The organism is Chryseobacterium sp. 2P, from assembly GCF_059579425.1.
The window spans coordinates 2,825,678-2,848,401 of sequence record NZ_CM184194.1 but is presented as its reverse complement, the minus strand read 5'-3'; the positions used below and the strand labels follow the sequence as shown (position 1 = coordinate 2,848,401).

Annotated in this window: 18 protein-coding genes; 11 read left to right on the top strand and 7 right to left on the bottom strand. The window is 36.1% G+C overall.

What is annotated here, in order from left to right:
* Nucleotides 1-52 precede the first annotated feature (52 nt).
* Complete coding sequence (locus tag AC52CF_RS12965; protein WP_496517235.1) at nt 53-1,663, bottom strand: S8 family peptidase; 1,611 nt, start codon at nt 1,661-1,663, stop codon at nt 53-55.
* 86 nt (nt 1,664-1,749) lie between these two features.
* On the opposite strand from AC52CF_RS12965, the gene AC52CF_RS12960 reads away from it, so the two are divergent.
* From AC52CF_RS12960 to AC52CF_RS12940, 5 genes are read left to right on the top strand one after another with little or no spacing between them, the layout of a single operon-like run.
* Nucleotides 1,750-2,874 (top strand): DegT/DnrJ/EryC1/StrS family aminotransferase, encoded by a 1,125-nt coding sequence (locus AC52CF_RS12960; RefSeq protein WP_214589316.1) that lies wholly within the window; start codon nt 1,750-1,752, stop codon nt 2,872-2,874.
* 1 nt (nt 2,875) lies between these two features.
* Nucleotides 2,876-3,316, top strand: a complete 441-nt coding sequence (locus AC52CF_RS12955; RefSeq protein WP_214589317.1) for a hypothetical protein — start codon at nt 2,876-2,878, stop codon at nt 3,314-3,316.
* A gap of 53 nt (nt 3,317-3,369) precedes the next feature.
* On the top strand, nt 3,370-3,951 hold the full coding sequence (locus AC52CF_RS12950; protein WP_375181765.1) for a transposase: 582 nt from the start codon (nt 3,370-3,372) through the stop codon (nt 3,949-3,951).
* Nucleotides 3,952-3,978: 27 nt separating this feature from the next.
* Nucleotides 3,979-5,001, top strand: coding sequence for a UDP-glucose 4-epimerase GalE (galE, locus tag AC52CF_RS12945; RefSeq protein WP_214589319.1), 1,023 nt, complete (start codon nt 3,979-3,981; stop codon nt 4,999-5,001).
* A 28-nt stretch (nt 5,002-5,029) separates the two neighbouring features.
* The gene (locus AC52CF_RS12940) at nt 5,030-5,482 is read left to right on the top strand and encodes an adenylyltransferase/cytidyltransferase family protein (RefSeq protein ID WP_290265753.1); all 453 of its coding nucleotides are present in this window, start codon (nt 5,030-5,032) and stop codon (nt 5,480-5,482) included.
* A gap of 49 nt (nt 5,483-5,531) precedes the next feature.
* Here AC52CF_RS12940 and AC52CF_RS12935 read toward each other — a convergent pair whose 3' ends face one another.
* The 5 genes from AC52CF_RS12935 to pnuC all read right to left on the bottom strand — a co-directional run bounded on the left by AC52CF_RS12935 (nt 5,532) and on the right by pnuC (nt 11,503).
* Nucleotides 5,532-8,102: a TonB-dependent receptor domain-containing protein gene (locus AC52CF_RS12935; protein WP_496517234.1), complete on the bottom strand. Its 2,571-nt coding sequence runs from the start codon at nt 8,100-8,102 to the stop codon at nt 5,532-5,534.
* Between the two features lie 167 nt (nt 8,103-8,269).
* On the bottom strand, nt 8,270-9,295 hold the full coding sequence (gene mltG / locus AC52CF_RS12930) for an endolytic transglycosylase MltG (RefSeq protein WP_290265749.1): 1,026 nt from the start codon (nt 9,293-9,295) through the stop codon (nt 8,270-8,272).
* Between the two features lie 29 nt (nt 9,296-9,324).
* Entirely contained in the window at nt 9,325-10,092 is a 768-nt protein-coding gene (dapF, locus tag AC52CF_RS12925) for a diaminopimelate epimerase (protein ID WP_496517233.1), read from the bottom strand.
* 108 nt (nt 10,093-10,200) lie between these two features.
* The gene (locus AC52CF_RS12920) at nt 10,201-10,827 is read right to left on the bottom strand and encodes a hypothetical protein (protein ID WP_250902122.1); all 627 of its coding nucleotides are present in this window, start codon (nt 10,825-10,827) and stop codon (nt 10,201-10,203) included.
* A gap of 4 nt (nt 10,828-10,831) precedes the next feature.
* Nucleotides 10,832-11,503: a nicotinamide riboside transporter PnuC gene (gene pnuC / locus AC52CF_RS12915; protein WP_214589323.1), complete on the bottom strand. Its 672-nt coding sequence runs from the start codon at nt 11,501-11,503 to the stop codon at nt 10,832-10,834.
* A 165-nt stretch (nt 11,504-11,668) separates the two neighbouring features.
* Here pnuC and AC52CF_RS12910 point away from each other — a divergent pair, with 165 nt between their 5' ends.
* The 3 genes from AC52CF_RS12910 (at nt 11,669) to hemN (ending at nt 16,041) form a co-directional block, all read left to right on the top strand.
* Nucleotides 11,669-13,186, top strand: a complete 1,518-nt coding sequence (locus AC52CF_RS12910) for an APC family permease (RefSeq protein WP_214589324.1) — start codon at nt 11,669-11,671, stop codon at nt 13,184-13,186.
* A 61-nt stretch (nt 13,187-13,247) separates the two neighbouring features.
* Nucleotides 13,248-14,261 carry a WD40/YVTN/BNR-like repeat-containing protein gene (locus AC52CF_RS12905; protein WP_496517232.1) on the top strand — a complete coding sequence of 338 codons (1,014 nt, stop codon included), beginning with the start codon at nt 13,248-13,250 and terminating at the stop codon, nt 14,259-14,261.
* 421 nt (nt 14,262-14,682) lie between these two features.
* Nucleotides 14,683-16,041, top strand: coding sequence for an oxygen-independent coproporphyrinogen III oxidase (gene hemN, locus AC52CF_RS12900; RefSeq protein ID WP_076393548.1), 1,359 nt, complete (start codon nt 14,683-14,685; stop codon nt 16,039-16,041).
* A 66-nt stretch (nt 16,042-16,107) separates the two neighbouring features.
* On the opposite strand, the gene AC52CF_RS12895 is transcribed toward hemN, so the two are convergent.
* Entirely contained in the window at nt 16,108-17,472 is a 1,365-nt protein-coding gene (locus AC52CF_RS12895; protein WP_214589326.1) for a PQQ-dependent sugar dehydrogenase, read from the bottom strand.
* Between the two features lie 215 nt (nt 17,473-17,687).
* Between AC52CF_RS12895 and secD the strand changes: the two genes are divergently transcribed.
* The 3 genes from secD to AC52CF_RS12880 all read left to right on the top strand — a co-directional run bounded on the left by secD (nt 17,688) and on the right by AC52CF_RS12880 (nt 22,723).
* Entirely contained in the window at nt 17,688-20,600 is a 2,913-nt protein-coding gene (gene secD / locus AC52CF_RS12890) for a protein translocase subunit SecD (RefSeq protein ID WP_214589327.1), read from the top strand.
* A 358-nt stretch (nt 20,601-20,958) separates the two neighbouring features.
* Nucleotides 20,959-22,191 carry a TCR/Tet family MFS transporter gene (locus tag AC52CF_RS12885; protein WP_375181548.1) on the top strand — a complete coding sequence of 411 codons (1,233 nt, stop codon included), beginning with the start codon at nt 20,959-20,961 and terminating at the stop codon, nt 22,189-22,191.
* A gap of 187 nt (nt 22,192-22,378) precedes the next feature.
* Nucleotides 22,379-22,723 carry a Sec-independent protein translocase subunit TatA/TatB gene (locus AC52CF_RS12880; RefSeq protein WP_375181549.1) on the top strand — a complete coding sequence of 115 codons (345 nt, stop codon included), beginning with the start codon at nt 22,379-22,381 and terminating at the stop codon, nt 22,721-22,723.
* The last annotated feature ends 1 nt before the right edge of the window (nt 22,724 follow it).

The window sequence follows — 22,724 nt, the reverse complement described above, 5'->3', positions numbered from 1 at the left end:
CGGCCTTCGGGAATAATAAGAAAACCTCTCAATGCGAGAGGTTTTTCTGTGTTTATTCTTTTATGAATTTTTCGTAGTAGATTTTATCCTTCGTCTGAATTTTCAGGTAATAAACACCTTTTGCAAAATCTTCGACTTTTACAGATTTTTGATTATTGGTTTTTGTAATGAATCTTCCTAAGTTATCGTAAACTTCCAAAGATAAAACATCACTTTCTGAAGCCACATTCAGAATGTTTTTAACAGGATTCGGGAAAATGGCAATATTGTTTTTCTTTACCAGTTCCGAAGTGCTTAAAACGCTATTGTAAAGACCTCCGAAATTTAAAATTCCAAATCCCATCTGATCGGTATGATTGGGATAAAGTGATGCATTCTGTCTTAATTTATCCCTCATTAAATCTCTGTTCATGGTAGGAAAAGCCTGAATAAGACAGGCGACTCCTCCCGCAGCAATGGGAGTGGCAATGGATGTTCCGTTAACTGAAATGGTTGAATTATTATTGATAACACTTGTTGCGGCGGTTCCTCTTGCACTCGCATCGGGTTTTATAACACCCGCAGAATTCGGACCGAAAGATGAGAAGGTGGAAGAAGCTCCGGAAGAATCTACGGCTCCGATGGTAAAGACTTTTGCGTTATCTGCCGGAGTTAAAATATAATGCCACGTCTGAGCTCCTGAATTTCCTGCTGCGAATAAAGTTAGAATTCCTTTGTTGACGGCAATTTCTGCACCTCTTGCGATAAAGGAAGTGGTTCCGTTCATATTGGCGTAAGTATAGTTGTATTTGGGGTCATCAAAAGTAGCATAGCCCAGAGATGTTGTAATCATATCCACTCCTTTACGGTCGGCTTCTTCGGCGGCTTCGATCCAGTACAGTTCTTCTTCGGGAATTTCTATTGCTGCATTTTCGCTTCGGTACAGATAAAAATCCGCATCCGGAGCTGAGCCGACAAAAGTATCCTGAATATATCCTCCGATTGCACCCAGAACAGCAGAACCGTGATTGTTAAGCGAAGTATTGTAAATGTCTGAGCCTTTGGCGACAAAATCATATCCGCCTTTGATGTGCCCGTTGGTCCACAATCTTGAATAGGCAGAACCTGTATTTACGTAAGGAAATCCGGAATCAATCACAGCAATGGTAACTCCTGTTCCTGTGTAACCTGCCAAATGAAGCGGACGGAGATTGATCTGGTCGATCTGTGCAGAACCAGAACCATAATCAAAAGTGGTTAAATTTTTATTAGCCAAGTTGATTGGATTGTCCCATTTATTCTGATGACTCATTTTTGTTCCTCCTGACGAATTTCTTGCAAAACTTTCTACAGACAGTACATAATTCTGCGCCTGAAGCATGGTAATCTGAGCCGGTGTTGCATTCACGGCGACACCATTCAGCCATTTTGAATAATCGGTTACGGTGAATCCTAAATTCTGAATATTGGTAATATAAGTCTGTTCTATCGGAGCATCCTGATCATTCAGCGTAATTCCTAACGAAGTACGTCTGTTAAGGGATTTTTGAGATAATTCTGATAACGGATTTGCATAGAATGCAGCCTTGTTCGGTTTGTCTTTAAAAAATACAAAAACAAGCGACGTCTGGGCAAAACCGGCAGAGTAACCCGCTAAAAGACAAAAAAGTAAAGTTTTTTTCATGTATTTATTTTGTATAAAGATAAAACAAAATCAATAAAATTTTTGAAGGGATTTTAAATTCCTTATTTTTACAGAAATATTTATTTATGAAAAAGATTCAAATGGTTGACTTACAAAGTCAGTATTACAAGATAAAAAATGATGTGGATAATGCCGTTTTAAATGTAATGGATTCAGCGGCTTTTATCAATGGTCCTGAAGTAAAGTCTTTCCAGAATGAATTAGAGTCCTATCTGGACGTAAAACATGTTATTCCCTGTGCAAACGGAACTGATGCACTTCAGATTGCTTTGATGGGTCTTGATCTGAAGGAAGGTGATGAGATCATCACGGCAGATTTTACTTTTGCGGCAACTGTGGAAGTTATTCATTTGCTTAAACTTAAATCTGTTTTGGTGGATGTGGATTATGATACTTTCACCATTTCAACAGAGGCGATTAAAAAAGCTATTACTCCTAAAACAAAAGCCATTATTCCCGTACATATTTTTGGGCAGTGCGCGAATATGGAAGAAATTTTAAAAATTGCTGAAGAACATAATTTATATGTAATTGAAGACAATGCACAGGCAATCGGTTCTGAATTCACATTTTCGGACGGAACTGTAAAAAAAGCAGGAACCATGTCTACGGTTGGAACGACTTCTTTCTTTCCATCTAAAAATTTAGGATGCTATGGAGACGGTGGAGCAATTTTCACGAATAATGATGATCTGGCGCACCGTTTAAGAGGAATTGTAAATCACGGAATGTACCAAAGATATTATCATGATGAGGTGGGTGTAAATTCAAGATTAGACAGTGTTCAGGCTGCTATTTTGAGAAAAAAACTTCCGCATCTGGATAACTATAACGAAGCGAGAGGAAGAGCAGCAGATTATTATGATGAAGCTTTTGCCGGACATGAACATATTTTAACACCAAAAAGAGCGGAATATTCTACTCATGTTTTCCACCAGTACACTTTAAGAATTCTGAACGGAAAGCGTAATGATTTGCAAAAATTCTTAGCTGAAAAGGAAATTCCGGCAATGATCTATTATCCGGTGGCTTTAAGAAAGCAAAAAGCCTATTTTCAGGAAAGTAACGACGCCGATTTTGTGAATACGGATAAATTATTAGATCAGGTAATTTCTCTTCCAATGCATACGGAACTTGATGATGAGCAGCTGAAGTATATTACGGATGCGGTGTTGGAGTTTATGGGATAAAATGGAAAGGAAAATTTTTAGCAGCAAAATCTTATATTTATTAAATCTTATATTTAATTCCGGATTCTTAGTTCTCACACTTTTAAGTTTATTGGCATTAGTATTTATAGATGATGATAATAAATTAGTACAGGAAAGTAAATTTGAACAATTAGCTCTTTATTCTGCATACGTAATTGTATATACGATTGCTATTGCAGTACTTTTCTTAAAGCCTAAAAGAGCGATATTTTATCTTAATCTAACCTATTTGGTTACTTTGACTATTAATTTTTATGAATTTCTAAAATATTATTCAAAATCAAATCATAACAGCACAAAACAGATTTATGTTATTATGATTTTAATATTTATAATAATTTTCATGTCGTTTATTTATTTTAATAATAAATATAAATTTAAAATGAAATTTTCCGAAATAGAAGAAATAGGAACACAGTAATTAAAAGAGAACTTTGTCAAAGTTTAAATCTTTGACAAAGTTAAAATATAACCATGGAGATAAGGGTAACTCATTTGGAAATAGATAAGTTTTATCATATTTTTAATAGAGGAATTAATTCTAAACTCACTTTCTTAAGTAATGAAAATTATAATTATTTTCTTCAGAAAGTTAAAGTATATTTAGTTCCTTATTTTGATATTTATGCTTATTGTTTAATGCCAAATCATTTTCATTTTCTCCTCAAAGTAAAGTCTGTCAAAGAAATAGCTTTTTCTGAAAAAAAGAGTGGACTCCATTCCGAAGATGGCTTTTTTAGTAAAGCCATTGGCAAATTGATTAGCAGCTATACTCAGTCTTTTAATAAAGTATATCAAAGAAGCGGACCCATTTTTGAGTCACCTTTCAAAAGAATACATATAGATTCTGATGATTATCTTAGAAATTTAATTGTATATATTCATCAAAATCCAGAAAATTTTCATACTTATAAGTTTTCATCTTATCCCGCAATAATTTCCAATGCAGAAACTAACATTATGCGTAAGGATGTTTTGGAGCTATTTGGTGACCGTGAAAATTTTATACAGTGTCACTTAAAAGAAATTAACTTAAACTTTGTCAAAGATTTTTAACTTTGACAAAGTATTTAAAAATAAAAAATGGCAATACTCGTAACAGGAGGTTTAGGATATATCGGCTCGCATACAGTTGTTGAGCTTTTAAATAACAATTTTGAGGTTGTTATTGTGGATGATTTATCGCATTCCGAGAGATTTATATTAAAAAATATTGAGGAAATTGCAGGAAAGAAACCTGTTTTTTATCCTTTCGATCTAAAAAGAAAAGAACTTTTAACGCAGGTTTTTGATGCTCATGAAATTGACGGATGTATCAACTTTGCGGCATTTAAAGCAGTGGGCGAAAGCCAGGTAAAACCTGTTGATTACTATGAGAACAATTTGTTTTCATTAATCAATATCTTACAGGAATTTAAAGAAAGAGGAATTTCAAACTTTATTTTCAGCTCTTCCTGCACGGTTTACGGACAGGCGGATGAAATGCCGATCCACGAAAATACTCCGTTAAAAATGCCTGAAAGCGTTTACGGAAAGACAAAGCAGATGGGAGAGGAGATCCTGATTGACTTTGCAAAAGCATATCACCGCAAAATTTCTTTATTAAGATATTTCAATCCGATCGGAGCACATCCTTCAGCAAAAATAGGGGAGTTACCTATTGGAGTTCCGAATAATTTAGTACCTTTCGTGATGCAAACTGCGGCAGGAATCCGTGAAAAACTAAATGTTTGGGGAAATGATTACCCTACCGAAGACGGAACGGCTGTCCGTGATTATATTTATATTGTAGATTTGGCTAAAGCCCATGTTGCAGCATTGAAAAAATTAATGGCAGACGATTCTGATCATGCAGTTGTTGATATTTTTAATTTAGGAACAGGAAAAGGTTCATCGGTTCTGGAAGTAGTAAAAGCTTTCGAAACAGCAAATGACGTGAAAGTTCCTTACCAGATCTGCGACAGAAGAGAAGGAGATATTACAATTGCTTATGCAAACGTAGATAAAGCCCAAAAAGAGCTTAACTGGAAGTCTGAAACATCTTTAGAAGAAGCATTACGGACAGTTTGGCAGTGGCAGAAATATTTAGAAACAAGAAACACTTAACAATTTGTACAAAAAAGACGATATTTATATGAAAACACAAAGAATAGGCATCACGTTTTCGTCATTCGACCTGCTTCACGCAGGGCATATTAAAATGCTTGAAGAAGCAAAAACCGTATGTGACTACCTTATTGTAGGTTTGCAGATTGATCCCTCTCACGATCGCCCAACCAAAAATAAACCGACTCAGACCATCGTAGAAAGATATATTCAGTTAAAAGCAGTAAATGCTGTTGATGAGATTATTCCATATTATACAGAGGAAGATCTTCTGGATATTTTAAAATCTTTTGTAATTGATGTGAGAATTATCGGGGACGATTATCTTGACAGAGATTTCACCGGTAAAAAATACTGTGAAGAAAAAGGAATTGAGATTTTCTACAACAAAAGAGATCACAGGTTTTCTTCCAGCGATTTAAGAAAAAGAATTTACGAAGCCGAACTTCAGAAACTGGAAAAAGCAGAAGCTACAAAATAAAAAAATCCCGAATTCAATTTCGGGATTTTCTGTTTGTATGAAAGGCGGATTACATTGGTCCTCCTTGCTGATCGTCTCCGGTTGCATTGGAGTTGATGTCTTTTTTACGTTTCGGCTGCTCTACTTTTTCGTTTCCTTGCTTGAATCTATAGGTTAAAGATAAAGCAAATTGTCTTGGCTGCCACTGCATATAAGAATCTCTTATACTGTTTGCCGTGTATGTTGTAGCCTGCATTGCTCTCGTATTGAAAATATCCTGAATATTGAAAGATATTGTTCCATTACCATCCCAAATCGTTTTTGATGCTCCGAAGTTAATGGCATACATATCTTTTCTGTCCTGATAAGCAGTTTTCTGCCCTCCTCTGTAGAAGCCTTGAATCTGGAAATTGAAAGTTTTATCTACTTTAAAAGTTGTGGTAAGTCTTGCTCTTGTAGAAAAACCACTACCGTTAAAATCTGCAACTGCCTGAATAGGATTTCCGTTTTTGTCGAATGTGTCATACAAGGTGCTGCCTTTGGTATTATATCCGAATAAATCTACATTACCTAAAAATTTAAGCCAGCTAGTTGCGTCCCAGTTAAAATTCAGATCTAAACCGTAACGGTCATCAGATCCCAAATTAATTGGCTTGGTATGAGATTCAATACGTCTTGGTATAATAAGGCTTCCATTTTCATCTTCTGCAAGTTTATTATAAACTAACATTTTTGTATCATCGGTCTGATGTCTGAAATACAAAGTCGGGTTAATAGTGAATTTCTTTTTAGAAATACTGTAACCGAACTCGTAAGAATCTACGTAAGAAGGATTCAGATCAATATTTCCGTCAAAAATATTTTGATTATCGCTATAATTCGGGTTAGGAATCATAAAGAATGATCTTGGACGATCAATTCTTCTCGCATAGTTTAGTAAAAGCTGATTGTCTTTTGCGAATTCATAGCTTAAATAAACACTTGGAAACAGATTGTTATAATTTTTTGTAGTAATTATAGTTTTATCCTTAGGAGATAAATTGGCATAATTAATATCGATATTAGAGATTTCATCTCTTAATCCTAACTGATAGCTGATTTTTCCGATCTTACTTTTAAACTGCAAATAAAAAGCATTAAATGTTTCTTTATAGGTTGCGTCATAGGTGTAAGGTCTTAAAAATGATAAAGTCGGATTTAAAGCTGTACTTTCCTGAACATCATTGCTGTAGTCATTAGAATTGATGTCTATTCTGTATCCTGCCTCTAATTTGGAATATTCTCCAATCGGCAATTCGTAATCTGCTTTACCGATTAACGTTTTATTTTTAGTGTTCTGATTTACAATATCCTTAAGACTGAATATTCCATCTCTGGTTTCATCAATATTGGTATCATTAAAAGATCTGTTGCTCTGTAAACTTAGTGATACGGATAAATTCTGACCTTTATCGTCAAATTTATGATCTAATCCAAAATCTCCCTGAAAAGCAAGATTGTTATTTGTGCCTAAAGTTCTTCTGTTAGAAGATGAACTTGGATTACTTAAATAAAAATAACTGTAGTCAATATTTCCGTCATTTTCGCTGTCAAAAGTTCTCACCGTACCGGAGGCGTTAATTGAAGTTTTTGGAGAAATATCGTATACAACTCCTGCTGAAGCGTTGTAATTGTTATTCTTACTGTTTGTTACAGAATTTTGATGTCTTTCCGTAAAATCGCTTGCTGCAATAGCATTAGAGAAATAATCGTCGCTTCTGTTTGTGTTTTTAGATTCTCTATAACCACCTCCGCCATTAAGAAACCATGAGAAGTTTCCCTTTCTCCAGCTTAAATTGGTATTAAGGTTTGTTTGCGGCAAATATCCAACGGTTCCGGTAACACTTCCGTTAAAGCCTGTTTTCTTATTTTTCTTAAGAATAATATTCAAAATACCTGCTGTTCCGCTTGCTTCAAATTTTGATGAAGGGTTGGTAATTACTTCAATTTTTTCAATCTGATCTGCCGGAATACTCTGCAAAGCATTAGCTCCATCATCAATCCCCAGAAGAGCAGAAGGTTTTCCGTTGATTAAAAATTTTACATTAGAGCTTCCCCTCATAGAAACCGTTCCGTCTGTGTCTACTGAAACCGAAGGAACGTTGGAAAGGACGTCCTGAAGATTTCCCCCTTTACTTACAATATCCTGAGACGGATCATATGTTCTTTTATCCAGTTCCACCTTGTAAGGTTTCGTAGCCTGAGCTGTAATCACAACTCCCTGAATGTCTCCGGTTTTCAGATTGGTAGCGCTTTTTTCAGGGTCGATTGATAAAGCACCAATGTTTCCTGCCGCAGTAATTTGTTTGTTAACTACACTTTTCTGGTAATCGATTGCTTCAATAGTAATATCATAAGCTCCCGGAGCAAGATCAAGCTTGTACTGACCTTTTTCGTCGGTAAGCGTAGCATCACTGAACTGTTTGTTTGCCTTGTTACTGAAGGTAACAGAAGCGTAAGGAACGGGCTGGTTATTCTTGCTGACAACCAACCCGGAAATACCGACCTTCTCCTGTGCAAAAGCCAATGCTGCTGCCGAAAGTACAAAAGTAAGCCCTAAGGTTTTCTTTGTAAAAATGTTAATGATTTCCGTCTGATTCATAAGGTATTTTTTGTGTAAAATCGTAAAAGATTTTGCCTAATATTATGAAATTGTTAATCTGTTTAAATTTCAGAATATTAAGTTTAATTTATTATTTGTAAGGTATATGTCGGACTAAAAAGCCAAATGTTAGTTATAGAATTGTTAAAAAAAAGTTAATATGATTATTATTTTATATTTTTTGAATTCAGCCAGTCCTGATAAGCTTTAGCATTAACAGCGTGTTCTTCTGCACTTGCTGTAAATTTGTGGTATCCGAATCTCGCAGGATCAGCACACATAAAAATATAATCGTTCTTTTCTGCATTTAACACTGCATCCACAGAATTTTTATCTACTACGCAAATAGGTCCCGGAGGAATTCCTTTATTAGCATACGTGTTGTATGGCGATGGAGTAGACAGATGCTTATAAAAAACTCTTTTGATCTGCTCCTTAAAATTTGTCTGCTTGTTGATTGCATAAATTACTGTGGGATCAGACTGAAGTTTCATCCCTTTTTTATAACGGTTAAGATATAATCCTGCAATCGTTTTCTGTTCATCCTTTTTTCCTCCCGATTCCTTGTATACAATAGAAGCCAAAGCATAAATCTGATCTCTCGTTAAACCGGATTGCTGTTCTTTAGACTTTCTTTCGCTGTTCCAGAATTCATTGTACTGATCATCAAATTTTTTGAAAAATTCTTTCGGAGTTACCGTCCAGAAAAAATTGTACGTATCAATAAAAAAATACTTTTTTAAATCTTCCGCATTGTTATATCCTTTTTCGGCAGCAATTGAATTGAATTCGTTTACAAACTGTAAAGAATCCTGTTCTGTTTTTTTGGTTACTTTACCGATCATCTGATAAACATCCCCAAAATCACCAATTCTGAAACTGTTTTCACTCTGATTTCCTGCTTTAATCATATTAACCAAATTCGCGTTCCCTAAACCTTTCTGGAAATGATAGCGTCCCGGTTTGAAATATTTTTCAAGATCCTTTTCTTTCGCAACGGCTTCAAAAGCTTCTTTATTATCGACGTATTTTGCCGCAGAATCAAGGATTTGTTTAAAATTTGCCTGATGAGGAATCAAAACATATCCATCCTTTTTGATGTTGTTGCCGTAATATTTTTTATAAAATTTAAATCCAAAAAATCCGCCTACTACAAAAACAAGCAGGATGATGATAAGAATAGCTTTCTTCATTTAAATGGTGATTAAAAGTTTTATTTTTTTTAAATAAGGTCTATTTTACCTCTAAAAACCTGCTTTGCAGGACCTTCGAGCCAGATATTTTGAAAAGTGTCTCCGTTTTTTTCAGCATATACTTTCAGATTTCCGCCCAAAGTTTTAACTTTTACAGAGATTAGATTGTTATTTTGCAGAAAAGTTAAAGCCGAAGCCGTAACTCCCGTTCCGCAACTGTAGGTTTCATCCTCAACCCCTCGTTCATAGGTTCTTACGAAAATCTCATCATCAGAAATTTTTTCCATAAAATTTACGTTGATGCCTTTTTCCCTATAATTTTCAGAATTTCTGATGCCGTTTCCTTCCGCAAAAACGTTGTAGTTAACGATATCTTCTACATATTTCACATAGTGTGGCGAACCCGTATCCATTACCGTATCCTCTCCGTCATTGGAGATCGTATGTACATCACTCATTTTTAACTTTACGATTCCGTTGTGGATTTCGGCAATATGTTCTCCGTCAATAGCCGTGAATTTACAACTGCCTTCAAAAATATCAAGAAAAAAAGAAAAAGCTACAGAACATCTCGCCCCGTTTCCGCAAAAACTTTTTGAGCCGTCTGAGTTGTAATAATCGACTTCAAAATCATACCCTTTCACTGTGTTTATTTTGATAAGTCCGTCTGCACCGATCCCGAAACGGCGGTCACAAAGCTTCTGAATATTTTCAATGGAAAGATCATCCCATTCTCCGGAACGATTGTCTATCATTACAAAATCGTTTCCTGTACCCTGATATTTATAAAATTCCATGTTTATTTCTTAATAGAATGTTTGTTTTAAAAATTGAAACTGCAAAATTACTATAATTAAAACGAAAACGAACAGTGTTAGCTGTCCGTTTCCTTATTTATAATGGTTTTATCTGAATCCGCCTCCGCTTCTCGTTGGCTGAGGAGAAGTTTGCTGCGGTTGAGGAGTCGAAGTTCCCGAACTGTTTCTGAATCCTCCGCTGTTTGAATTCATATTGCTTCCGGAATTATTTCTGAACCCGCTGTTTGAATTACCGTTACCGGAATTGTTTCTGAATCCGCCGTTATTCTGAGGCTGTGGCGATACCGTATTCTGTTGTTGATTTCTGAATCCGTTATTCGGTCTCTGGTTCGTGTTTTGTCCGTTGTTCGGTCTGAAGCTTCCGTTTGAAGTTCCGTCATTTACACCGCCTCTGAAGCCATTGTTTGGTCTTGCGGAAGTCGTTCCGTTTGATCCTGATCTTCTTTCAACATAAACTTTTCTTCTGGAATTATTATAGTTCTGGTAATAATACGGCATCCCGTTATCATAATAATATGTGTAGTCGTTTCTGTAATAATATCCGTCATTTCCCCAATATCCGCCGTTTCCGTAATATCCCTGAGGCGCATAGTAATATCCGTTATCATAATAAGGATCTCCATAATTGTTGGCATATGGATCCGAATATATCGCACAAGAGGTTAAACTTGCCATTGTAATTAAGCTGAACGCTATTTTAAATAAATTTTTCATGTTTTTAATTGTACTTTTTTTCTTTATAACTTTTTTTCCAACTGGCGTATCCCTGGATCGCCATAATAGTAAATACCAAATATTGAACCGAAGTGATTCCGAGTTCCTTATAAATCATCATCGGAATGCAGATAAAGTCTCCGATGATCCAGAAAATCCAGTTCTCTATGCGTCTTTTCGCCATAAACCACATCCCCACAAGAAAAATAGAAGTTGTAATGACATCCAGCCAGTTTCCCCAGTCTAAATGATACAAACCTAAATCTACACCTTTCATAGAAAAATGATTATCAATATAAGGTTTGAAATAGTATACTACAGTTACCAGAACCAAGCTTAATACAAAAAGTAAAATTCCGTACAGCCATTCTTTTTTGGATGCCCAGCTTACTTCCACATGAACATGATCCTGCGAACTTTTTCCCCAAAGAATCCATCCGTAAATGCTCATTATGGTGTAATAAACATTAATCATACAGTCTCCGAGCAACCCGAAATTGAAAAGAATATACACATAAATTAAAGTTGAAACAATTCCTGTAGGATAAACCCAGATATTTTTTTTTATGGAAAAATAAACACTTAAAATTCCGAATACCGTAGCGGATGCTTCCAGCAGAATCTGCGTGGCAGAGTAGGTTTCATAGGGTTTTAAGAAAAGATCGTATACATTCATGCGGTCAAAAATAAGTAAAAAAACACTTACTTTGCAATGATTTAAATATTATGAAAATCAGAATTTTAAGTTTCAGAATATAAAATTAACACGGAAAAATTATTAATAAACGTTAATGTTTCTAAATTTTTTATATTTTCGTAAATCTTTAATAAATAATAAAATATGTCTAAAATTTGGACCAAAAAACCGATGAGTGCTTTCGAAAATGATATGAAAAGCAGTCAGCTCAAAAGAGTACTCGGTAAATGGAGTCTTACAGCTATCGGAATCGGGGCTATTATTGGTGGAGGAATTTTCGTACTTACAGGAACCGGAGCGTATTATCATGCCGGACCTGCATTGGCTCTTTCCTTCATTATTGCCGGAATTGCTTGTGTATTTGCAGCATTGTGTTACTCAGAATTTGCATCTATCCTGCCTGTTGAAGGTTCAGCGTATGCCTATGCGTACGGAACTGTGGGAGAAATATTTGCATGGATCATCGGTTGGGGGCTCATCCTTGAGTATGCGATGGGATCTATGACAGTAGCCGTTTCCTGGTCGGGATATTTTAATAAGTTGTTAAAAATGTTCGGTCTTCATCTTCCGGATTATCTTACTTCAGATCCTGCAAGTTATACTGGAGAAGGTTTTTCGATGAATTTACCGGCTTTTCTTATCGTAATTTTTGTAATTTCTATTCTTATCAAAGGAACTAAAGAAGCTGCAAAAGCGAACAATCTTATCGTAATCATGAAGGTTTCTGCGGTTCTTTTTGTCATTATTGCAGGAGCATTCTTCATTAATGCAGATAACTGGGATCCTTTCATTCCTGCTGCTAAAATGGTTCACGAAGGTGAAAATGTAAAGGAAGCGTATGGTATTCAGGGAGTTATTTCCGGAGCGGCGGCAATTTTCTTTGCGTATGTAGGTTTCGATGCCGTTTCTACACAGGCGGGAGAAGCGATCAATCCGAAAAAAGATGTTCCGTTTGCGATCATTGTTTCACTTTTGGTTTGTACAGGATTATATATTTTGGTATCTCTTGTTTTAACAGGAATGATGCACTATTCAGACTTTGATCCTCATGGAAATTATCCGGATGCAATTAAAGCACCTGTAGCGTATGCATTTGAAATCGCAGGACAGGGTTGGGCTGGATACATCATCACGATTGCAGCAACTGTAGGTTTAATTTCCGTATTGATGGTAATGATTATGGGACAATCCAGAATTTTCTTAGGAATGTCTAAAGATGGTCTTATCCCTAAAATGTTCAGCGATGTTCATCCGGTAAGAAAAACACCGGCTAAAAGTTTAATGCTTTTAGGAATCATCATTGCTACCGTAGCAGCATTTACACCAATTAGTAAACTGGCAGATATGACGAGTTTCGGTACTTTATTCGCATTTACAATGGTTTGCGTAGCGGTTTGGATCTTAAGAAAAAAAGAACCGAATATGCCAAGAACATTTAAAGTTCCTGCACTTCCTATAATCGCAACATTAGGAATCTGCATCAACCTTTATCTGATCTGGAACTTAAGCCACGAAGCAAAATACCTTTCTATGGGTTGGTTAGCGCTTGGTGTAGTCATTTACTTTACCTATAGTTTAAGAAACAGTAAACTTCACAAAGTGGGTTATGGCGAAACGTTCAAAGCAGAGCAGGAGCCGTTAGAAAAACCTGATTTAGATTAAAATTTTATAAATAGATCAAATAAAATCCACAGAATTCTGTGGATTTTTTATTTTTGTGAATATGAAAAAGCTTTTACCATTTTTACTGTCATTCTCCGGGATTTTTACATTTTCTCAACAGATCGAAAGTTCAAAGATTATTTTAAACGATAAAATCAGCATCAGAGCTATTGAAATCTACGATAACAAAGTCTGGTATAGCGGAACGGACTCCAAATTTGGTTTTGTTGATTTAAAGAATTCAAAAAATCAAAAACAGATCAGGCTGTCTGAAAAGAAATTACAGTTTAGAACATTGGGACAGGATAAAAAATCGTTTTATGCCATTAATATTGAAAGTCCTGCTGAATTTTTTAAGATTGATAAAAAAAGCTTGAAATATGAAGTGGTTTTTAGAGATACTGTGAAAACGGCTTTTTATGATGCGCTTCATTTTGTGAATGATAAACTGGCTTATACCTTCAGTGATGCAGATAAGGACAGTAAATTAAAACTTGCCAAATTTGATAACGGAAAGTGGGTTATGCTTAAAAATGATGTTGTATTAAATGAAGGAGAAGCAGCTTTTGCGGCGAGCAATACCAATATTTCATCCACCAAAAATTATTTATGGATTGCGACAGGAGGAAAAGCTTCAAGAATTTTAAAATTTAATTTTAAGAATAATCAGTTTAAAATTTTTAATACTCCCATTATTCAGGGAGAATCTTCTCAGGGAATCTACTCCATCGATTTCTTAGACGATACATTCGGGATCGCGGTTGGCGGAGATTACAAAAAACAGGAAGCCAATATCAACAATATCGCCACAACCAATGACGGCGGCGAAACATGGCAAATTCAGGCTTCCGGACAAAATGCAGGATACACAACCTGTGTGAAGATAAAACCAAATTCCAAAGGAAAAGAGATTATTTCTGTGGGAGATCAACATATCAGTTATTCTTCTGATTTCGGAAAAACGTGGAAGAAAATTTCGGAGGAGAAAGGTTTTTTTGTTTGTCAGTGGATCAATGAAAGTACTGTTGTTTTTGCAGGAAATGGTAAAATTTCTGTCATGAAATTGAAATTCTGAATCTAAAGAATAGAATTTAACTTCAGAAATTCCAAAAACGATTATTTTTTTGAACTTATCTTTGATGTTTTTATATGGAGTCTGTTTAAACTTTTTATTTAACCGCAAAAGATATAAAAGATAACTAAACTTTTATTTAAAGCTGACAATTATAAATGAAAAAGTTCACAATAGTTTTTAAAATCTTTGATTTTTATTCTTTTGAGCACTTTGAATATTCTGATTATGCAGTATGATGTCTTTTGCCACTTTTGTGGTTAATTCCGAAATTAGATTAAACATATTTAAATTCTGAATATTTAGACTCATTATAAATTTCATAAAAACGACTAATATATTTCATGATACAAAATTCATCAGATATAGTTAATTTTGCATTGTGAGACCAGATATTGGTTCACCTTAAAATTGTAAACAGAAAATGAATTCTTTAATCGATAAATATAATATTCCCGGACCTCGTTACACTTCTTATCCTACCGTTCCTTATTGGGATGAAAATTCTTTCACTCCGGAATTGTGGAAGCAGAGTGTCATCCGAACATTCAAGGAAAGTAATGCAGAAGAGGGGATTTCCATATACATTCACCTTCCTTTTTGCGAGGCTTTATGTACGTTTTGCGCGTGTCACAAAAGGATCACAAAACAACACAGCGTTGAAATTCCTTATCTTGAAAGTGTTTTAAAAGAATGGCAGCTTTATCTTAAACTGTTTAATGAAAAACCAAAACTGAAGGAATTGCATTTGGGAGGCGGAACTCCCACTTTTTTCTCTCCGAAAAACTTAAAAACCTTACTGGAAGGAATTTTTGAAACCGTAGAAATTGCCGAACATCAGGAATTTTCTTTTGAAGGGCATCCGAATAATACCACGAAAGAACATCTTCAGACTTTATACGATTTAGGCTTCAGAAGGGTAAGTTTTGGCGTTCAGGATTACGATCCGAAAGTGCAGAAAGCGATCAACAGAATTCAATCTTTCGAAAAAGTAAGAGAAGTAACGGAGTGGGCGAAAGAAATCGGTTACAGAGGAATCAGTCATGATTTGGTTTTTGGACTTCCTCATCAGACTTGGGAAGCTATGGAAAGCACCATCCGCAAAACGATGGAATTAAAACCGGATCGATTGGCATTTTATTCTTACGCGCACGTTCCGTGGGTGAAAGGTGTCGGACAAAGAGGTTTTGATGAAAACGATTTGCCAAGTGGTGAAGAAAAACGCCGTTTGTACGAAGACGGTAAAAAATTACTGGAAGAATTAGGCTATATCGAAGTCGGAATGGATCATTTTTCTCTGGAACATGACGATTTGTACCAATCTCTGATTCAGAAGAAATTACACAGGAATTTCATGGGTTATACTTCAAGTAAAACTCAGTTAATGGTTGGTTTGGGAATGTCTGCTATTTCAGATTCATGGTATGCTTTTGCCCAGAATATAAAAACCGTGGAAGAATACCAGAAAATGGTGGAAGAAGGAGAAATTCCTGTCGTGAAAGGTCATATTCTGAATGATGAAGATCTTACGGTAAGAAGACATATTCTGAACCTGATGTGTCAGTTGGAAACCACTTTTGACATCAATAATTCTTTTCCGGAGCTTGAAAATGCATTTGAGATGCTGAAAGAAATGGAAAATGATGAGTTGGTGGAAATTAACGGTCATCATATCCAGATTACAGAAAAAGGAAGAGCCTTTACGAGAAATGTAGCAATGGTTTTTGATCTCAGAATGATGAGAAACAAACCGGAAACGAGAATTTTCTCGATGACGATATAATATTTTTTAAATAAATCAAAAAGCCTCAGTCCATTTTTGAAGTGAGGCTTTTTAGCTGTCTGAAATTTATTTAATTATTATTTTTTTGCTGTAAGATTTTTCATTTCCTGAATTTAAGTTGATAAAATAAACTCCTGCAGGAATCCCCGAAATATTGACGCTGTTGTCACTTTCAATTTTTCCCTGTTCTAAAACCTTTCTTCCTTCAAAACTGATGATTTCAACTGTTGTGTTTTTATCTTTTACACCCTCGATGAAAACCTTTTTCGAAGCAGGATTAGGGTAAACCTTGATTTGGTTTGAAAGGTCATTTTCCTGAACTCCCAAAGTGGTAGTCGTAATTCTGAAAATCTTACCGCTAGTAACAGCAGCTACAAAAAGCTCATTCTGATTATTCACGCCGAATGTTGAAAAATTATTGCCTGAAAAAGCAGAAGTCCACGTGATCGAATCATCGGAATTCAGACTGCCGATCTGCGTGGAGCAGTAATCTGCAAAAAAATATCTTCCCTGTAGCGCCGGAAACTGTGTCCCTCTGTAAACATAACCTCCCGTTATCGAACATTTTCCTCCCGAATGATCATAAGCTGCAACTGGAAAAGTCATTGTTGATTGTGCGGCGCATCCTGTCGTATTGTAGGTATTGTTGCCTTCGTAACACCGCCATCCGTAATTAATTCCTGCCTGTGTTAAAGGCATTCTGTTGATTTCTTCAATTTGTCCCTGTCCCACATCCGCAATCATTACATTACCTGAAACGGTATCAAAATTAAACTTCCATGCATTTCTTAATCCGTAAGCCCAGACTTCATCGGCTCCGTCAATTCCTACAAAAGGATTTCCGGTAGGGATATTGTAGGCTCCTGTGGAATTAATATCCAACCTCAGTAATTTACCCAAGAGAGAATTTTTATTCTGGGCATTATTATTTGGATCGCCGCCGCTTCCGCCATCGCCTGTAACGATCCACAAATATCCGTCCGGTGCAAAATGAATACTTCCGCCATTATGGTTATCAAAAGGTTTAGGTAGATTCAGAATAATTTTTTCACTTGCAGGATCGGCAACATCAGGATCGGTGGAACTTCTGGTATATCTGGCTACGGTAATATTTCCGCTGGTATCATTGTAATACACAAAAAAATACCCGTTTGAAGGGTATTGCGGGTGAAAGGCCAGTCCGAGAAGTCCTCTTTCGCCTCCGTAAGTGATTTTTGAGCTGATGTTTAAAAAATTAGCAGAATTTACTGTTCCGTCCGATTGTAAGATTTTAATGATTCCGTTTTGCTGAACAACAAACATCCGGCTGTCGTTCGCGTGGGCAATTTCTACGGGTGCCGTAAACCCGGTCGCAAATTCTTCCAGAGTAATGCTTTGGGCATTCAGGATGAGAGAAGAAAAAATACCTGCGTAAAAAAGTAGTTTTTTCATAATATTTTGATATTTAGTGTATTAAATCTGAATGAAAATTCCATACCAATGAACCATTGAAAAATTCATTAAAATACCACGAAATAATTATTAAATCTTAAATGAAAATAAGAATGCCGATATATCTGAAAATAAACGATTTCTGTTGTTAAAAATTCATAAAATACAAGAAAATGATTATATTTGCCGACTTAATTTAACGTAGTTATAACAAAATGCAAGGAAAAGGACTTATTACAATTGTTGCTATTGTACTAGGGTTAATTTGCTTAAATGAGCTATTACCAACATGGTACGCCAGCAAAATTGAAAAGCAGGCGACTGCTATTGCAGGAGACAATCCGGAGAAGTATCAGAAAGAAATTGCAAAACTTTCTAAGGATACTCTGAATCTGGGATTCACTAAACTTTATTACACAAAAGCCAAAGACAAGGAAATGAAACTTGGTCTTGACCTTAAAGGGGGGATCAACGTTCTTTTGGAAATCAACCAGAGAGATCTTGTGAATGATCTTACAGGGTATTCTACAAATCCGATCCTTATTGAGGCTTTAAACAAAACAGATGAAGTTCAGAAGAATTCTACAAAAGCTTACATCGACAATTTCTTCGATCAGTTCGATGCAATTAACAAAAACAAGGGTACAAACCTGAAGTTGGCAGATCCGGAACTTTTCGGAAATACAACGCTTACTGAAGTGAAGTACAACACGCCTGATGATCAGGTAAAAGCAATTGTTAAAAGAAAGATCGATGCATCTGTAGGAACCGCTTTTGAGGTAATCAGAACCAGAATTGATAAGCTTGGAGCCATCCAGCCGAACGTTCAGAGAGTTCCGGGAACTGCAAGGATTTCTGTTGAAATGCCGGGGATGAAGGATATCGATAAAGTAAAGAAAATGCTTCAGACTTCTGCAAAACTTCAGTTCTGGGAAGTACAGCAATCTCCTGAGGTTTATCCTTATTTCCAGACATTAGCTACCATGATCGCTGCAAAAGGAGATTCTATGGGAGTTGCAAAAAATGTAAACTTGATGAATATCTTGCAGGGTGGAAAATCTATGAGCCAAAGTGCTGTAGGAAGCGTAAAATTGTCTGATACCGCTGTTGTAAACAAAATTTTAAACAGCAAAGTTGCACAGTCTTTACGTCCTGCAAACATTAAATATACCCAGTTTATGTGGGGATATAAGCCGGAAGCTTCCGATGCTGAAAGCTTAGTATTATATGCCATCAGAGGAAATATCAACCAGAAAGCTCCGGTAGATGGTGCTGTAGAAAGTGCAAACATCGGCTATGATGAGTTGAGCAGAGTAGTGGTAGATATGCAGATGGATTCTAAAGGAGCTAAAGAATGGAAAACATTAACAGAGAAAAACGTTGGAAAACCTGTTGCTGTAACACTTGATGGCAGAGTTTACACTGCGCCGAACGTTGTAGGTGCTATTCCAAATGGTAGAACTCAGATTTCTGGGAACTTCTCTCAGGAGGAAGCAAAAGAACTGGTTGACGTTTTAGGAGCGGGTAAATTACCGGCAGGAGCAAAAGTAGTTCAGGCTACGGTTGTTGGTCCGTCTTTAGGTCAGGAATCGATTGATGCAGGGTTAATGTCGTTCATGATTGCCTTTGCGATTATTATCGTTTACATCATTTTCTACTACGGTGGAGCAGGTGTTTATGCAGTAATTGCCATGATCATCAACTTATTCTATATTTTCGGTATTATGGATTCGGGCGACTTTACGCTTACGCTTCCGGGTATCGCGGGTATCGTTTTAACAATGGCAGTTGCTGTTGATACAAACGTTATCATTTACGAAAGAACAAAAGAAGAATTATTCGCAGGAAAAAGTATTCTTGAAGCATATAAAGATGGTTTCAAACACGCATTGAATGCGATTATCGATGGTCACACAACTACATTCTTAACGGCTGTTGTATTGTTCTTCTTCGGAACAGGACCTATCAAAGGTTTTGCATTGACCTTGATGATCGGGGTTGCAATGACCTTATTCACGTCCGTATTGCTTTCAAGAGTAATGATCTTCTCAAGGCTGTCTAAAGGAAAAGGACTTTCTGTATGGACTCCGGCAACGAAAAATCTATTCAGAAACACATGGATCGATTTTATCGGGAAAAGAAAATATGCATACATTTTCTCAGCTGTTTTAACGATTGCTTGTATCATTTCAATTGCAACACACGGTTTCAAATACGGTATCGACTTTACAGGTGGTAGAAACTATGTGGTAAGATTTGATAAAGATGTAAAAGCGGAAGATGTTGAAGACAAATTAGTCGCTTTATTCAAAACGGAAGACGGTAAAAACTCTTCTGTTGAAGCTAAAACTTTCGGAAGCAACAACCAGGTAAAGATCTCTACAGATTACCTTATCGAAGACGAATCTTTAAAAGCAGATCAGGTAATTGAGCAAAAATTATATGAAGGTTTAAAATCAAACTTACCTGCAGGAACAACGTTGAAAGATTTCAAATCTGCAGATAAAGAGCATGCAGGAATTATTTCTTCTGAGAAAGTTGGACCTTCTGTAGCTGATGATATTCAGACTCACGGTATCTACGCTGTTTTAGGAGCTTTAGGAATTATCTTTATCTACATTTTACTAAGATTCAGAAAATGGCAGTTCTCTTTGGGTGCGGTTGCTGCATTATTCCACGATGCGATCATTATTTTGGGATCATATTCATTGCTTCACAAGTATATGCCTTTCAATATGGAGATCAATCAGGACTTCATTGCTGCGATTCTTACTGTACTGGGTTATTCAATTAACGATACCGTAATTATTTTCGACAGAATCAGAGAATATTTAAGAGAGAAGAAATCATTAACATTAGCAGGATTATTTGATGATTCTATTTCAAGTACTTTGGGTAGAACATTCAACACCTCATTTACAACAATTCTTGTAATTCTGGCAATCTTCATTTTCGGTGGAGATAATCTTAGAGGATTTATGTTTGCCATGTTAATCGGTATTGGTTTCGGTACGTATTCATCCATCTTCGTGGCATCCGCAATTGCCTACGACTTCCTGAAAACAGGAAAAGAAGATGAAGTACATGGTAAATCAACAACCAACAAAGAAGTACTTGCTTCAAAATAACTTATACTACAATAAATAAGAATAAAAGTCTTCCGATTTCGGGAGGCTTTTTTTGTGGATATTGAAAACTTCTCCTTAGAATTTTTATTCTTTTAAATTCTTTATTTAATCAGGAGTTATTTCCTGCTTTCCGCACTCGCTATTTTATAGTTTTGGCTTTGGGGGCGCGGCGAAGCCGCGCCCCCAAAGCCAAAACTATAAAATGAGCTCAAACAAATGCTGCAATCAGGACTAGGGTTGCAGTCGGGAAAATTCCTGTCACGCAAAACATGAAATTTCCAATTACAACAACAACAAATAGTATTCAATAAATAATTAATATCATTTGAAATCATTATTTTTCTAATTTTGCAGGTGTATGGAAAACTCTAGAAAAAAAGCCGCAATCGGCTTCATTTTTATTACATTACTGATTGATATTACGGGGTGGGGAATCATCATTCCGGTGGTTCCGAAACTTATTGAAGAACTTATTCATAGTAACATAAGTGAGGCTGCAAAATATGGTGGCTGGCTTGGTTTTGCGTATGCGTTTACGCAATTTATTTTCTCTCCGATTGTAGGAAATCTCAGCGATAAATTCGGGCGCAGACCTATTATTCTGATCTCGCTTTTCGGTTTTTCAATAGATTATATTTTCCTTGCTTTGGCTCCTTCCATTGTCTGGCTGTTTTTAGGCCGCGTTATTGCCGGAATTACAGGCGCAAGTGTAACTACGGCGAGTGCTTATATTGCGGATATTTCTACAGATGAAGACCGTGCAAAAAACTTCGGACTCATTGGAGCTGCTTTTGGACTGGGATTCATCATTGGTCCCGTTTTGGGTGGTCTTTTGGGAGAATATGGTTCCAGAGTTCCTTTTTATGCGGCTGCAGGATTATGTCTGCTGAATTTCCTTTACGGATATTTTATCCTTCCCGAAAGTTTAGATAAAGATAAAAGAAGAGAATTCAACTGGAAAAGAGCAAATCCTGTCGGTTCTTTTAAATTTTTGGGAAAACATCCCGAAATCTCAGGTTTAATTGTTTCTTTGATCTTAATTTATATCTCAGGACACGCCGTACAAAGCAACTGGAGTTTCTTCACCATGTATAAATTCAACTGGAATGAAAGAATGGTAGGAATTTCTTTAGGAGTGGTTGGTTTGCTTGTCGGTTTGGTCCAGGGAGGCTTGATCCGATGGACAACGCCCAGACTGGGAGAAGAAAAAAGTATTTATTACGGTCTTGCTTTGTATGCATTCGGGATGCTTCTCTTTGCATTTGCCACACAAGGCTGGATGATGTTTGCATTTTTAGTTCCTTATTGTTTAGGAGGAATCTGCGGACCGGCTTTGCAGTCGGTAATTACGAAAAGTGTTCCTGCTAATGAACAGGGGGAATTACAGGGTGCATTAACAAGTCTGATGAGTGCCACTTCAATTATTGGTCCTCCGATGATGACGAATTTATTTTACTTTTTCACCCACGACGAAGCTCCTTTTAAATTTTCGGGTGCGCCTTTTTTCTTAGCTTTCATTTTAATGACGATCAGCGTGATTATTACTTATATTAATTTTAGGAAAAAAAATATCAAAAAAGAAGAACTGTAGTCTACATTTAAAGAAAGAATTATTACATAGTTTCAATAATATAAAACAATATTTTCGTGATGTAATTATTTAATTATCTTATATTTACATAAAGTTGATTATTTGAATAATTTTTAATACAGCTTAATATTTTATTAAAAGTTAATATTTAACATCCAATTTCGTATATCTTTCGTAATTTTACAGTATGGAATTAAGCATTGGAGAAATGGCACTGATTGCCATAGCAATCGTTGTATTATTCGGACCGGATAAACTTCCTCAGATTGCACGCGACTTGGGTTCGGGTGTACGAAAAATGCGTGGTGCAGTGGAAGACATCAAAACCGAGATCATGAAAGAAACAGACAATCCTGTTTCTGAGATCAAGCGCGAAATTGAGAAAGTAAAAGATGCTGCAAAAGATTTCAATCCGATGAATGATGTTGAGAAAGACATCCTGAACGAACCTCAGACATCTCAGGCATCCAATGAACCTCCAAAACCAAAACCTTCTGAAGACGAAACCTACGAAGGTCCTGTAAGCAGATAGG